Origin of the sequence: Rheinheimera pacifica (genome assembly GCF_900108485.1) — a bacterium.
GTDB lineage: Bacteria > Pseudomonadota > Gammaproteobacteria > Enterobacterales > Alteromonadaceae > Alishewanella > Alishewanella pacifica.
In genome coordinates, this window is record NZ_FNXF01000016.1 from 14,427 (window position 1) to 28,878 (window position 14,452).

11 protein-coding genes are annotated in these 14,452 nt (G+C 50.2%); 8 read left to right on the plus strand and 3 right to left on the minus strand.

Features of this window, described 5'->3' with window-relative positions:
• The first annotated feature begins 2 nt into the window (after positions 1 to 2).
• The gene (locus BLW68_RS16790) at positions 3 to 2,867 is read left to right on the plus strand and encodes an EAL domain-containing protein (protein WP_092795840.1); all 2,865 of its coding nucleotides are present in this window, start codon (positions 3 to 5) and stop codon (positions 2,865 to 2,867) included.
• A gap of 124 nt (positions 2,868 to 2,991) precedes the next feature.
• Positions 2,992 to 3,597 (plus strand): YkgJ family cysteine cluster protein, encoded by a 606-nt coding sequence (locus tag BLW68_RS16795; protein WP_092795842.1) that lies wholly within the window; start codon positions 2,992 to 2,994, stop codon positions 3,595 to 3,597.
• Between the two features lie 49 nt (positions 3,598 to 3,646).
• Here BLW68_RS16795 and BLW68_RS16800 read toward each other — a convergent pair whose 3' ends face one another.
• The 3 genes from BLW68_RS16800 to BLW68_RS16810 are packed head-to-tail and all read right to left on the minus strand — an operon-like array spanning position 3,647 to position 7,938.
• A complete protein-coding gene (locus BLW68_RS16800) occupies positions 3,647 to 4,669 on the minus strand; it encodes a zinc-binding alcohol dehydrogenase family protein (protein ID WP_092795844.1) in 1,023 nt (340 codons plus the stop codon).
• Positions 4,670 to 4,697: 28 nt separating this feature from the next.
• Positions 4,698 to 6,068: a sigma-54-dependent transcriptional regulator gene (locus BLW68_RS16805; protein WP_092795846.1), complete on the minus strand. Its 1,371-nt coding sequence runs from the start codon at positions 6,066 to 6,068 to the stop codon at positions 4,698 to 4,700.
• On the minus strand, positions 6,061 to 7,938 hold the full coding sequence (locus tag BLW68_RS16810; protein ID WP_245728383.1) for a sensor histidine kinase: 1,878 nt from the start codon (positions 7,936 to 7,938) through the stop codon (positions 6,061 to 6,063). The genes BLW68_RS16805 and BLW68_RS16810 overlap by 8 nt, the downstream gene beginning before the upstream one ends.
• A 285-nt stretch (positions 7,939 to 8,223) precedes the next feature.
• On the opposite strand from BLW68_RS16810, the gene BLW68_RS16815 reads away from it, so the two are divergent.
• The 6 genes from BLW68_RS16815 (at position 8,224) to BLW68_RS16835 (ending at position 14,185) form a co-directional block, all read left to right on the plus strand.
• Positions 8,224 to 9,624: a cytochrome ubiquinol oxidase subunit I gene (locus tag BLW68_RS16815; RefSeq protein ID WP_092795848.1), complete on the plus strand. Its 1,401-nt coding sequence runs from the start codon at positions 8,224 to 8,226 to the stop codon at positions 9,622 to 9,624.
• 5 nt (positions 9,625 to 9,629) lie between these two features.
• Complete coding sequence (gene cydB, locus BLW68_RS16820) at positions 9,630 to 10,673, plus strand: cytochrome d ubiquinol oxidase subunit II (protein ID WP_177172272.1); 1,044 nt, start codon at positions 9,630 to 9,632, stop codon at positions 10,671 to 10,673.
• Positions 10,673 to 10,804, plus strand: a complete 132-nt coding sequence (locus BLW68_RS21605) for a hypothetical protein (protein WP_259238050.1) — start codon at positions 10,673 to 10,675, stop codon at positions 10,802 to 10,804. Before cydB ends, BLW68_RS21605 begins: the two co-directional genes overlap by 1 nt.
• A gap of 143 nt (positions 10,805 to 10,947) precedes the next feature.
• Positions 10,948 to 11,265, plus strand: coding sequence for a hypothetical protein (locus BLW68_RS16825; RefSeq protein ID WP_092795851.1), 318 nt, complete (start codon positions 10,948 to 10,950; stop codon positions 11,263 to 11,265).
• 85 nt (positions 11,266 to 11,350) lie between these two features.
• On the plus strand, positions 11,351 to 11,911 hold the full coding sequence (locus BLW68_RS16830) for a CBS domain-containing protein (protein WP_092795853.1): 561 nt from the start codon (positions 11,351 to 11,353) through the stop codon (positions 11,909 to 11,911).
• 174 nt (positions 11,912 to 12,085) lie between these two features.
• Positions 12,086 to 14,185: a S9 family peptidase gene (locus BLW68_RS16835; RefSeq protein WP_092795855.1), complete on the plus strand. Its 2,100-nt coding sequence runs from the start codon at positions 12,086 to 12,088 to the stop codon at positions 14,183 to 14,185.
• The last annotated feature ends 267 nt before the right edge of the window (positions 14,186 to 14,452 follow it).

Genomic DNA, 14,452 nt, shown 5'->3' on the forward strand with positions numbered 1-14,452 from the left:
CAGTGAGAACAGGCACTTACTGCTTATTGCTATTGATCTGGCTGTTTACCCTGCCTGCCCATGCATTTCATGCTGAAGTTAACATGCTACACAGCCCGCTGCCAGAACAGCAGCGCCTGCAGCAGGTTTATTTTCAGGTTACACCGTCGCAACTGGGCCTGGACGATATTTTAGCAGACCCGGAAAAGCAGCATGCGTTTAGCTTACTTGCGCCCTCGCAGCAGGTTTTGTTTGCCGAACATCAGGTAGTATGGCTATTTGCCCGCCTGCAGAACAACAGCCACCTGAAACGACAAGTCGTGCTGGAATATGATTTTCCGATGGCTGATAAAATTGAAATCTACCAGCGCAACAGACAAACGCAAGACGTCCGCCTGCTTAGCCGCTCGGGTAATGATTACCCGTACACAGAGCGTGCTTTACCCTATCGTAGTTACGCTGTCAGCCTGAACCTTGCTGCACACGAGCAAACCGATATTTTTATACGCGTACAAGACGCCGCGTTAGTACCCAGTGACTTATTGTTATGGCGCTATAACAGCTTTATTGCTTACTCGCAAAAGGCAGCTATTCTGGATGGCCTGTTGCAAGGCGTGTTATTGCTACTGGCATTTTATAATCTGGTGCAATTTTTCCGTTTAAAAGCTAAAAACTATCTGTATTACAGCGCCTTTTTTGTCAGCTTCGCTCTGGTTATTGCCGTACTTAACGGTATGGCTTTTGCGATGCTATGGCCAGGCCACCCGGAAGTAAATCAGGCTATTTTATATATCAGCGTCGGTACCGCACTATTGTGCCTGAACTTATTTATTCACCACGCTTTACAGCATTTATATACCCCCTTGTGGCGCAGGCTTAGCCACGCCAGTAGTTTTGCCGCTATGTTGCTGTTGTTCAGCCCGCTATATGCTTCTGGCCAGTTGCGGCTGTTGCTGTTGTTTCTGGCACTGGGCTGGGTACTTGGCAGCAATATTATACTGGCCGTCCGCTTCACGCTGGCAGGCCAACCACAAGCCCGCGCTTTTGTCTGGGCCTGTGTCTTTACGCTGTGCAGTGCCTTGTTACTGACACTAAGCCAGGCCGGATATCTGAACACCGGTTTTGACTGGCTCTACCTGCTGCAATTATTAATGCTGTTCAGCCTGGCATTAACCAGCTTTGGTTTGCAAAAAATACCGCGCCAGAGTGACGCAAACAGCTTAAGTATTAGCCAGTTACAACAGTACCATGATATTTTTCATAATGCCGTTGAGGGTATGTTTACCACCACTTTGGATGGCAAACTGTTAAACGCCAACACCGCCTTGCTGAATATTCTGGGTTACAACACTCTGGATGAACTAAAACAAGCTGTGAGTGGCAGCGGCATGGCACGTTTTTATGCCGACCCGGCCGAGCGGCAAATGCTGGTGCGCCAGTTAGAGCTTGGCAACAACAAAAGCTTTGAAATTCAGGGGTTACGCGCCGACCACAGCCGGTTCTGGGCGTTGATGTCGGCCCGGCTGGCGCGCTCAGTAAATGATCGCGATGCTTTTGTACATGGCTCTGTTATTGATATTACCGAACAGAAACTGGCTCATGAACAACTGGCCTATCTGGCGAACCACGACAGCCTTACTGCACTGTATAACCGTTTTTACTTTGAACAGCAGTTGCAGGCACTGTGTCAGCAAGGCGGCGCTACGGCCGGCTGTATGCTGTATATTGATATTGATCAGTTTAAGCTTATCAATAACAACTGCAGCCATAGTGCCGGAAATGCTTTACTAAAACAGCTTAGCGAAGTGTTTAAACGTACACTTGGCCACAATGGCCCGCTGGCCCGGCTCGACAGCGACGAGTTTGGTGTCTTGCTAACCGGCAAAAATGCCAATGAAGCCTTTGCTCTGGCCTACCGTTTACTGGACGCCGTAAAAGAATTCCGTTTTATCTGGCAAGACAGCATTTACCCCATCAGTGTCAGTATTGGTATCGCTGAAATCAGCGGCAATAATATTGTCGCCGATGATGTTATTAAGCAGGCCGATGCCGCCTGCAGCATTGCCAAAGATAAAGGCCGCAACCGTATTCAGCTGTTTGACAGCAACGATCTGGAAACCCAGCGCCATCAGGCAGAGATGCAATGGGTTGCGCAACTGCGTGATGCCATCACACAAGACCGTTTTGTCCTGTATCAGCAGCCCATTCAGGCATTAAAACAGCAAAGCAGTGGCCTGCACTATGAAGTACTATTGCGCCTGCATGGTGAAGACAATACCCTGATTGGACCCGGCAGCTTCCTGAGCTCTGCAGAACGTTTTGGTTTGATGCCACAAATCGACCTGTGGGTTATTCGCCATTATTTCCGCTGGTTGCAGCAGAACCCGCAGCATCTGCAACAACTTGAGCTGTGCTGTATTAATTTGTCTGGCAGCTCGCTGGTCGACAGTGGTTTTAAAGAGCAGGTACAGCAACTATTTACTGACTATCAGATCCCCTATCAGCGTATCTGTTTTGAGATCACTGAAAGCGTGGCCATTGTGAACTTACAAAACACGCTGAGCTTTATTCAGTTCTTTCGTGGCCAGGGCTGCCTGTTTGCGCTGGACGATTTTGGCAGTGGCTTTTCATCTTACAGTTATCTGAAGCACTTTCCGGCCGATTTTATAAAAATTGACGGTCACTTTGTGCGTGACTTGCTGGACGATCAATACGATAAAGCCATAGTAAAATCTATCCACGAGGTTGCCAAAGCCGTGGGTATGCGAACTATTGCCGAATATGTTGAAACCGAAGCTGTGCGCGACGCCCTGCAACTGCTGGGGGTAGATTATGTGCAAGGCTACGCCATAGCGCGGCCAATGCCGTTACTGGCGTTATCTGTTTAAAGCTAACTATATTTTACCGCGCCTATTGCTGACAGATTGAACAACTCAGTACAATGGCGCTGCAACATTTCGTTGCTCCTTAACAGGCAAACCCAAATTAATAATTATTTCGTTCGGAGTCTTTATGCAACGGCTGCGTGAATTATCGCGTCGTGTTGAGGCTGTGTATGGCGAAATAGCGGAAACATTTTCAGCGTACCAACAACAGCGTGGCTTAAACTGTCGCTCTGGCTGTGGTGAATGCTGTTTGCAACCGACGATAGAAGCGACGGTGCTGGAAATGATACCGCTGGCATTACACTTGTTTGATCAAGGTAAAGCAGAACAAACACTGACACAACTCGAAGAGTTAACAGAGCCTCAGGGCTGTTTTTTTTATCAGAAGCAGTCATTTGATGGCAAACAGGGCCAGTGCAGCGTATACCAGCAGCGCCCGAGTATTTGCCGCTTGTTTGGCGCCGCAGGTTATCGCGATAAACAGGGTAAAACCTCTTTGTCGGTGTGCAAGGTCATTAAAACTGACCGGCCGGTTCCGTATCAGGACACACTGATAGCACTGGAATCTGATCCGCCACCAATGATGATCATGGCCAAAGAGCAGGTAAACGAGCTGGATTATGAATTGGGTAAGCAACATTTACCCATTAACGATGCCTTGCAACAGGCACTTGAAAGAGTGTTATTTAAAGCCTGGTATAGCGGCATGAACGACGATCAGCAAATTGCCTGATGCCGCGGTTTAACAGCAGCCAGATTTGGCTGCTGTCCCCTTTAAGCTGTTAACTCCAGCCTTCGAGCACGACTTTCCCAATAGCAGTACCGCTTTCCAGCAGTTGATGCGCACTACGCAAATTAGCCGCATTTATACTACCCAGGGTTTGCTTTAGCGTGGTTTTTATCTGACCTTGCTGAATAAGCCGCGCTAAATCGGTTAACAGCTGATGCTGCGCGTTCATATCCGGCGTGCCGAACATGGCACGGGTAAACATAAACTCCCAGTGCAGCGAAATACTTTTTTGCTTCAGCGGCATAATATCAAGGCCGCCAACCGGATCGTCTATCAGCGCCAGCTTGCCCTGCGGTGCCAGTAACTGCACCAGCTCAGCATAATGCTGGTCGGTGTGGGTTAAACTGGCAACATGGCTTACGCAGCTTAAATCCAGCGCTTTTAGCTGTGGCAGCAACGGCTGGCTGTGATCCAGCACATAATGGGCACCCAACTCCGTTACCCATTGTTTGGTTTCAGGCCTTGATGCCGTAGCAATAATTGTTGCTGTGGTTAACTGCCGGGCCAGTTGTACCAGCACTGAGCCTACGCCACCGGCTGCGCCCGTTATCAGCAACACCGGGCGTGGATGCTTTAAACTGGGCTGCTGAATTTCCAGCCGGTCAAACAACAGCTCCCAGGCGGTAATAGCGGTTAATGGCAAAGCCGCTGCTTCGGCGTAGCTTAAGTTCTCGGGCATTACTGCAGCCAGGCGTTCATCAACCAGTTGCAGCTCGCTGTTGCTGCCAGGGCGGGTAAGTGAACCGGCATAAAACACTTTGTCGCCCACTTTAAATAAACTGACGTCTTCACCTACTGCGACCACTTCTCCGGCTGCGTCCCAACCCAGCACTTTATATTGGCCGGCTTCAGGCTGAACCCGTTTTCTGATTTTAGTATCCACCGGGTTAACGGATATTGCGTGCACCCGCACCAGAATATCCTGCCCGCTGGCTACCGGATCTGCTAGCTCAATATCAACCAGGGCTTGTGGATCGGTTGCCGCTAGTGACTGCTGATAACCTACTGCTTTCATTTTTATTCTCCAAGTTTTGCTGCCTACCTTAATCTGCCAGTTGGTAGCGATCAATTTTTTTTAGTAACCCCTGCCGGGATAACCCCAGTTGGCGTGCGGCCTGGCTTTTGTTACCGTTACATTGCTCAAGCGCTTGTTTAATCATGCGTATTTCTAATTGTTGCACGGCCTGGTCTAACAATTGTAGACCCGCTTCTGTTACCGCTTGTGTAGTGCCCGCACTACCGGCTTCGGGGTGTAGTAAGCTGATATCGGCCATACTAATTACTCCGCCCTGAGCCACAGCAGCGACGCTTTCCAGCGTGTTTTTCAGCTCACGGATATTACCCGGCCAGTCGCGTTGTAAAAACCAGCTTAGGGCAGTACTGTCCAGCTTCAAACGCTGCCCCTGTTGCTGTGATAACTGTTCAAGAAAAAACTGCAGTAACAGCGGTATATCCTGGCTGCGGCTGCTAAGTGCTACCGTTTCCAGCGTAATGCCTTTAATACGGTAATATAAATCTTCACGAAACAGCCCTTTTTGTACCAGTTGTGGCAAATTAGCATTGGTGGCAGAAATAAGCCGCAAATCAATTTTCTGCTGCTCACGGCCGCCAACCGGGAAAAAGGTGCCTTCCTGCAATACCCGTAACAGCTTAACCTGCATCGGTAATGGCATTTCGCCAATTTCGTCGAGAAACAAGGTGCCACCATCGGCCAGTTTCAGCAACCCCGGCCGGTCTTTATCGGCCCCGGTAAAAGCGCCTTTAACATAGCCAAACAACTCGCTTTCGAGCAAATCAGCCGGAATAGCGCCGCAATGCACTGACACAAAGGCTTGCTCTGCGCGCCGGCTTAGCTCATGCAATGCGCGTGATACCACCTCTTTGCCGGTACCGGATGGCCCGGTTACCAGCACCCGTACATCGGTAGGGGCAATACGCTGGATCAGCGTGCGCATAGCTTCCATCGCCGGTGATACACCAATTAAGCGCTGCACTGCTGTGCTGGCCTGACGCTGCTGCTTTAGCTGGCTAAGCTCTTGCTCCAATTGATGCTTACCCAGCGCGCGTTTTATTACCACGGCCAGTAAATCCGGATCGACCGGCTTGGCAATAAAATCCCAGGCGCCTAACGCTATAGCATCCAGCGCCAGTTGCCGCTCGGCATGGCCGGTTAAAATAATTACCGGCCTTGAAATAAGCTCTGGCAGGGCCTGTAGCGTATGTTGCGGGTTAAATTCGGGCGGTAATGATAAATCCAGCAAAATCAGATCAGCATCAAATTGCTGCAGTTGCTGGCGAGCCACGGTTAAATCTGCCGCCGTCACCACCTGATAACCACTGTTTTGCAGCCAGCTTTGCGCCAGTTGGCGAAACGCCGGTTCATCGTCGATCAGTAAAATACGGCCTTTATTCATCTGCTGTGTCTTCTGTATTTAAGTTAAAGCGTAATTCAAAGCTAACCGGCCAGCCCAGATCGGTGCGGTGGTTAACCTCACCACCATGTGCCTGCATAATACGCCGCACTATGGCCAGCCCCAGGCCACTGCCACCAGCCCGTTTGCTGACAAACGGCTGAAACAGGCTGCTGTGTTGCTCACTGGCAATAGCCGGGCCGTTATTATGGACATACAGTAGCAATTGCGTGTCCTGTTGCTGCGCCTGCAGCTTAATAATGGCACCACTCTGATTACGGCAAAATGCCAGCGCATTATCCAGCAGGTTTACGATAACCTGCTGCAAGCGGTATACGTCAGCGGTGATCAACAGTTGTTCATCTACATCCAACTGGCAGCTTACCCCTTGCCAGTTATGTTGCTGTATCAGGCTTTGCAGCAGGGCATTAAGCGGTACAGTGGTTAATTGCAACTGCAACTGGCCGGAGTAACTCAGTAAATCGGCTATCAGGCGGTCGGCGCGTTTTAACTGTTGCTGAATATGCTGGCGGGTATCGTCAGCGGTACTTGCTGCTGCCATAGCAATAATATTCAACGGGTTTCGTAGTTCATGCGCCATTGCGGCCGACAATGCGCCAAGCTCAACCAGATGCTGTTGATCCAGCCGTTTACGCTCAGCTTCGGCCAGTTTTAAAGATTGCTCCAGAATACGGCAACTGCTTAGCAATAAGGCAGCAAACACCTCGCCTTGCAGCCGGTAGCCCGGCGTCACATCATCCCAGCCTTTAAGCTCATAATGCCAGCCCTCGGCCCCGCGCTGGCAGTGAATTTGCAGCTGTGCCGCCACTGCCTGAGTTTGTGGCAAATGCACGGCCACCCGCATACGTAACTGTTGCGATAACAATTTACTGCCAAGGGCTGCCAGCTCACTCCAGCTTTCAGTTTGCTGTAACTGTAAACGCCAGCGCTCCAGCAAGGCTTCATTTAAGGTAACGCCGGGGTATATTAACCGCCTGGCCAGCGCGGCTACCGGCTGATAACAGGCTGCAGACAATAACAGCAACAAAGCTGAATATAACCAAAGCTGTAATGCCGGAACCGCCGACAATGCCTGCATACCAAACTGCCCCAGCATGGCACTGACCAGTGCCATCAGTGCCAGCACCACCAACAACATGCAAAACCACAACAACGCTTTATTGGCAAAGGCATTAATGGCCAGCACCTGATACCGCACCACACCATACACCAGTAACAGCAGGTAGCTGGGTAGTAACAACATCGGATACGGATACCAGGTCAGGCCAAGTGACGGAAAAATAAAACTGGTAGCCAGCAACAAGCCCCAGCCGCCGGCAATAAACATGGCACCAATAGAACGCCTGCGGTTACCAGAATGATGCCGCCAGCCATACAGCAGCACGCCATGGGCGGCAATACCTAATAGCACGGTATAAACCAAATTTAGCCAGCCCAGCCCCTGAAAAGCAAAAAAGGCACTAAAGCCGGTAGTAACAATGATTTTGCCGCCATTAAACAGCCAGCTTAGGGCAATTAGCAGACAAGTGAAGCCATAGAGTAAAGGGATCTGCCGTTGTAGCACCTTTAGCCGTGACGACAATGGCCGGCCAGCCGCAACAAACTGCAACGCAAAGTGTAAAAAGCACATTGGCATCAGCGGGTTTGCCAGTACCAATGCAATACCCAGTTGTGGCCACTGATGCAAAATGGCGATATGCCCGGCGCACCACAGCGCCATCATAGCGGCAAAACCGGCTAATGCCGGCATACCTGGCTGGCGTTGCCCCTGCCAGAGTAACCAGCCAGCCAGCAACACCGCACAGATACTGGTTAACAGCATGCTTATTTCAAATACTAAATACAGTGGCACTGTAAACCTCGTTTACATTAACCTGGTTCGCAAAGCGTAAACCTTGTTTACACATCAAGCAAGAAAAATATAAAAATTGATATAAATCATAAACTAATAAGTATACCCACAAAGTGGTAAGCATCTTGCAAATCTGGCTATATCTAAACTGAACAGATTTCGCATTAAGAGAGTAAGTTATGAATAGTAGTTTATTAATCACTGAAGTTCTGGCTTTAAGCCTGATGGTGGCAGTAGCTTTAGCGCCTGCTTTATACCGCTATTTACAGCAACGGAGACGCTGATATGGAACTGGATGCTGCGCTGCTATCCCGTCTGCAGTTTGCTTTTACTGTTAGTTTTCATATTATTTTTCCGTCTATTACCATCGGCCTGGCAACACTGATTGCTATTTGGGAAGGCTTATGGCTGAAAACCGGCAACCCAGTCTATTTGCAACTGGCTAAATTCTGGATCAAACCCTTTGCCATTACCTTTGGTATGGGGGTGGTGTCGGGCATAGTGCTGTCATACGAATTTGGCACTAACTTTTCTGAGTTTTCCCGCATTACCGGTGCAGTACTGGGGCCATTAATGGCCTATGAAGTGCTGACGGCGTTTTTCCTTGAAGCCGGCTTTCTCGGCATTATGCTGTTTGGCTGGCAACGTGTCGGGCCTAAGCTGCATTTTATGGCTACTGTGGTAGTAGCGGTAGGTACCTGGATTTCAGCTTTCTGGATTATTGCCGCCAACTCCTGGATGCACACGCCGGCCGGGCACATTATTGTTGATGGTGTGTTTCAGGTAGAGAGCTGGTGGCAGGTGATCTTTAACCCGTCAATGCCATACCGCTTTACTCACATGTTACTGGCAGCCTTTATTACCGGCACTTTTGTGGTGTTAGCCACCAGCGCCTGGCAACTGCGGCACAGCGAGCATAAAAACATGGCGCGCAAAGGCTTGTCGATGACACTGTGGCTAGCACTGATTTTAACGCCACTGCAGGCTTATGTCGGCGACTTGCACGGCCTGAATGTAAAAGAACATCAGCCGGTTAAACTGGCCGCGATGGAAGGGATTTGGGCCGAACGCGAAGCCGGTGCGCCACTGCTGTTATTTGCCATTCCCGACAGAGCGGCCGAAAAAAATCATTTTGAAATTGGTATTCCCAAACTCGCCAGCCTGATTTTAACCCACGACCCTGACGGTGAACTGATGGGCTTAAAGGCCGTACCGGCCGACGAGCGGCCTAATGTTGCCGTAGTGTTTTTCTCGTTCCGCGTAATGGTGGGTATTGGCGTACTGATGATTTTAATCGCGCTTACCGGTGCTTTTTTACGCTGGCGCGGCAGCTTATACCAAAGCCGCTGGTTTTTAACCGCCTGCAGCTATCTGGCACCCAGCGGTATTATTGCCGTACTGGCAGGCTGGTATGTGGTAGAAGTAGGCCGCCAGCCCTGGCTGGTGCATGGCCTGGTTCGCACCATTGATGTGGTATCGCCCCTGCCGGCCGAACGGGTGCTGTTTTCACTCACCTTGTTTGTGCTGACATACAGCCTGCTGTTTGGCGTTTATCTGTACTTTATGCGCAAGCTTATCCGCAAAGGGCCGCCGCCAATGGAAAAACTGTCGCAGCAGCTGATTGGTGTTAAAGCGTCGGGCTATGCCGTAGCACTGGCCAAACAAATAAAACCGGAACAGGAGTAACACTAATGGAACTGCAAATAGGTCTACCGTTGTTTTACTTCTTGCTGCTGGGTTTTGCCATTTTAATGTACGTGCTGCTGGATGGCTTCGACTTGGGCATTGGCATTTTGTACCCCTGGTTTAACACTGATGCCGAACACGACCATTTAATGCGTTCTATTTCGCATGTTTGGGATGGCAACGAAACCTGGCTGGTGTTTGGTGGTGTGATCCTGTTTGGCGCTTTTCCGCTGGCGTATGCCAGTATTGCGTCGTTATTGTACCTGCCGATTATGCTGATGCTGATTGGCCTGATCTTTCGCGGAGTCGCGTTTGAATACCGCTTTAAATCCCATACCTCTAAAGTATGGTGGAACCGGGCTTTTGCTATAGGTTCCAGCCTGGCAGCGTTTTGTCAGGGCCTGATGCTGGGTGTGTTAGTGCAAGGTGTTGATGCCGACAGCATAGCCTCGTCCAGCCTGCAGTGGTTAACGCCGTTTAGCCTGTTTACCGGTTTAGCCGTTATGGCAGGCTATGCTTTGCTGGGCTGTACTTACCTGACGATGAAAAGCAGGGGTGAAATTCAGCAAAAAGCAGCCCGCTATGGCCAACGCTTGCTGCTATTCGTTATGCTGGCAATGTTGTTAGTGAGTTTATTTACGCTGTACCAGCAACCGGAAATCCGCGAGCGCTGGTTTGGCGGCGCCCACAGCCTGATACTGATGTTATTGCCGCTGCTGGCAATACTGGCAGCCCGGCTGTTATTCCGTGATTTGGGCCGGGTGCAGCGCCAGTTTGCTGCAGAGGCTGATATTAGCATCCGCCACGAAAGCCGCCCGTTCTGGCTGGCGGCCAGTTTGTTTTTGCTGGCGTTTGCCGGTTTGGTTGCCGGGTTATTCCCTTATTTACTGCCGCACCAAATCAGCTTTTATACCGCGGCGGCACCTGACAGCAGCCTGAGCTTTATGCTACCGGGCGTACTGATCTTTTTACCGCTGATCCTGGCATACACCCTGTGGGGTTATCATATCTTTCGCGGTAAGGTCGAAGACTACGAGGAGGGTTACTAATGGTAAAACTATCACTGCCAAACGGACGGCCATTGCCGAAAATAGTCTGGTTTATCCTGCTGTATCTGGTGGGTTTAGGTAGCCTGACCTTAGTTGCCCTGTTGCTGAAAAGCCTGCTATCCGGGCTGTAAACGCCACTGTGTCGTGCAAAAATAGTCGTTAATCGCAATTTGCGGCTATTTTTGCAGCGCCCCCTTGCGCCGGTTAACACAAGCGCTCATTATCAAATGACATCGTGTTACTTTAAAACGATGTATTAAGTGAATGAGGGTGTATGCGCTGGCTAAGTAGTTTTGCCTTACTGTTGTATCTAAGTTTATTGTGCACGCCGCAAGCCTTTGCTGTGCATGATCAGCGCTTGTCGCCGCTGGCAGATACGCAGTTTCATGCCCTTACGCCATCTGTTTCACATCACACGGTAACGACAGAACAAGACAGTACTGACGAACCACAACCCGTGCTGCCGCTGTCTGCCGGGGTTACCAGTTTAGCTTTTTCCAGCACAGTTTATGCTGTGCGCAGTGTATTTAATAAAGCACCTTTCTTAGTTTCACTGCAGGCCCGCGCCCCGCCGGTTTTCTCCTCACATTAAGTTTCAACCAGAACAGCAGCGCTGTTCATACTTAAAGTATTTTTTAGCCGGTATGGCCTCTGCGTGCCGGTATGTGAGGAACACCATGAAAACATTAGCATTATATTCTGTTGAAGCCATTGATCATTTAGTACAACCTACTGATTTCGATGGTATGACCTTAAACTCACCGGCACTGACGGTGGTAACCGATTTTAAACACAGCCAACCTAATGTTGTGGCGGCATCGACCACAGCACGTGAAGCGCTGGACATGATGCAGCAAGAGCAAACCAAACTTAAGCTGGTAGTAGATCACGACGCCGAACTGGTGGGGTTACTACACCTTGACCAGTTGTCAGATCAGTCAATTATGCGCCGCATTGCCTTTGGCGACAGCCGCGATGACATTACTGTAGCGGATTTAATGCGCCCGCGTGAGCGTATTAAAGCGCTGGCATATCAGCAATTGCAGCACTGCAGCATTGCTGATGTGGTTAATACGCTGCAATCGAGCGGTGAGCAACACTGTGTGGTCATTGACCGTGAATCACACCAGATCCGCGGTGTAATAAGCGCGCAGGATATTGCCCGGCGTTTGCGCATGCAGCTGCATATTCAGCAAGCACCCACCTTTTTGCACATCTTCGACAGCTTATCTGCATAAAACTATAACGGCTGGCCTTAGTGCCAGCCGTTGGCTTTTTCTTTGTTATATTCCCGCAGCATAATGGCTATGCCGCTTAAAACCCGCGCTTTGCCGCTGTGGGGTTTGTACTTCTGTATGGATCAGGTTAGGTTTAAACAAAAATAAACTTAAACTGCACTATCCGGGAGCATTATGCGTACATTTACCCGCTCAGCGTTGGTGATCACCACCAGCTTATTACTGAGCAGCCCTGCCTTACTGGCTGAAGAACCTGTTGCCGCCTCTGGCGCGACTAGCGCCAATACCACTGCCAGCAGCCGTTATTTTGAAGCCGAAGATATTTTTGCGCTGGAATATGCCGCCGATGTGCAAATATCGCCTGGTGGCAGCAAAATTGTCTATGTGCGTGCCAGCAACGATATTATGACCGACAGTACGCGCAACAGCCTGTGGTTGCTGGATGTTAAAACCGGCCAGCAATCGCCGCTGTTTGCCGACCAGTTTAATTACAGCCAGCCGCGCTGGTCTGCCGACGGTAAACAGCTGGCATTTATTTCTGATCTCAGCGGCTCGCGGCAAATTCACCTGCACTGGCTGGCAGAGAATAAAACCGCACAGTTATCTAAATTACTGCAAAGCCCGTCTAATCTGGTTTGGTCACCGGATGGCAAACAACTGGCTTTTACCATGAATGTGGACGCCCGTGAGGCCGCCGTAAAGCAAAGTGTAAAGCGGGTTAAAAAACCTAACGGTGCGAAATGGTCTGAACCTGCGGTAGTGCTGGACCGGGTACGTTACCAGGCCGATGGCCAGGGCTTTTTAAAGCCACAGTTCCGGCAAATATTTATTCTGCCGGCCAGTGGTGGCACTGAGCGTCAGCTAACTCAGGGCGACTTTAATTACGGCAGCGATTTAAGCTTTACGCCGGATAGCAAAGCACTGGTGTTTTCTGCCAACCTCGACCCGGAATGGGAATACCAGCCGCGCGACAGCAATTTATACCAGCTGGATTTAGCCACTGAGCAGTTAACTGCCCTTACTACGATGCCCGGCAGTGAATCATCACCGGTGTTTTCACCCGACGGTAAACAACTGGCATTTTTATGGCAAAACAACGCTCTGGTGCCTTATAGCAACAGCAAGCTGAAAATTTTAAACCTTAGCTCAAACAACATCAGCGACATTGCCGCAGACTTTGATCGCAGCATTGACCAACCAGCCTGGCTGAACAATTCCAGCTTTGTGGTGCAATACGATGATCGCGGTCAGCGCAAGCTGGCCACCCTGAGCAGCAGCGGTAAAATTACCGAGCTTACTGCCAGTTTAGGTGGTGTATCACAGCCGCAACCTTATTTAAGTGGCTCATACTCGGTGGCCAATAATGGCACCATCGCATATACCCATGGCACCAGCCAGCGCCCAAGTGAGGTTGCCGTACTACAAAAAGGCAAAACTACCGTACTTACTGCACTGAACGAAGATTTGCTCGGCCATAAGAAGCTGGCACAGGTACATGAAATTACTTATAAATCGTCTTTTGATGGTGAAGAAATACAAGGCTGGTATATGACACCACCGGATTTCGACCCGGCGAAAAAATACCCGCTGCTGCTTGAAATTCACGGCGGTCCGCACTTAGCCTACGGCGCCCAGTGGAGCGCAGAAATGCAGCGTTATGCCAAAGAAGGTTATGTGGTGTTTTATGACAACCACCGCGGTAGCTCATCTTACGGCGAACGTTTTGCCATGTTGCTGCACAATAAATACAGCTCACCGGAAGACTATGCCGACCACGACAGCGGCGTAAATGCGATGCTGGCACTGGGCTTTATTGATGAAAACAACCTGTTTATCGGCGGCGGCTCGGCCGGTGGTATAGCTACCGCTTATGCCATAGGCCTGACCGACCGCTACAAAGCGGCGGCAGTAGTAAAGCCGATTATTAACTGGTTAAGTAAAGTACTGACCGGCGACACTTATACCTATCAGACCTTTCACCAGTTCCCCGGCGTGCCATGGGAAAATGTCGAGCACTACTGGCAGCGCTCGCCGCTAAGCCTGGTGGGTAATGTAAAAACCCCGACTATTCTGATCACCGGCGAAGCAGACCGGCGCACGCCTATCTCGGAATCGGAGCAGTTTTATCAGGCGCTGAAACTACGCCGGGTTGATACCACGCTGGTGCGGGTACCGGGCTCACCACACGGTATTTCTAACCGCCCCAGCCGGATGATTGAAAAAGTAGAGTATATGCTGGCCTGGTTTGAAAAATACCGCACGCCGTCAAATTAACTGACCGGCTGCTGCAAATAACCTTAGCAGAACCGGCTTGCCTTAAACTAACCGTTGCAGGCCAGGATGCTGACAAATTCGCCGGGAGCGAATTTGAACAGCTTTGCTGGTCCAACGGATAAACTTCAAGGATGAAGTTTATAATCGAGCGCCCAGGGATGGGTTTACGGCGTGTTAGTGTGGGCAACCGGTTCAGGCTCAAGCCCCAAAGTGCTTTTATATTGTGAATTTGCGGCCTGCATGCTAGTTTGCCGCCTGTTGTATTTG

What these genes read in the sequence shown, in the direction of transcription:
- BLW68_RS16795 (WP_092795842.1), top strand. Translation starts at nt 2,992, where the DNA reads ATGCAACGGCTGCGTGAATTATCGCGTCGTGTTGAGGCTGTGTATGGC.
- BLW68_RS16800 (WP_092795844.1), bottom strand. Translation starts at nt 4,669, where the DNA reads ATGAAAGCAGTAGGTTATCAGCAGTCACTAGCGGCAACCGATCCACAA.
- BLW68_RS16805 (WP_092795846.1), bottom strand. Translation starts at nt 6,068, where the DNA reads ATGAATAAAGGCCGTATTTTACTGATCGACGATGAACCGGCGTTTCGC.
- BLW68_RS16815 (WP_092795848.1), top strand. Translation starts at nt 8,224, where the DNA reads ATGGAACTGGATGCTGCGCTGCTATCCCGTCTGCAGTTTGCTTTTACT.
- cydB (WP_177172272.1), top strand. Translation starts at nt 9,630, where the DNA reads ATGGAACTGCAAATAGGTCTACCGTTGTTTTACTTCTTGCTGCTGGGT.
- BLW68_RS21605 (WP_259238050.1), top strand. Translation starts at nt 10,673, where the DNA reads ATGGTAAAACTATCACTGCCAAACGGACGGCCATTGCCGAAAATAGTC.
- BLW68_RS16825 (WP_092795851.1), top strand. Translation starts at nt 10,948, where the DNA reads ATGCGCTGGCTAAGTAGTTTTGCCTTACTGTTGTATCTAAGTTTATTG.
- BLW68_RS16830 (WP_092795853.1), top strand. Translation starts at nt 11,351, where the DNA reads ATGAAAACATTAGCATTATATTCTGTTGAAGCCATTGATCATTTAGTA.
- BLW68_RS16835 (WP_092795855.1), top strand. Translation starts at nt 12,086, where the DNA reads ATGCGTACATTTACCCGCTCAGCGTTGGTGATCACCACCAGCTTATTA.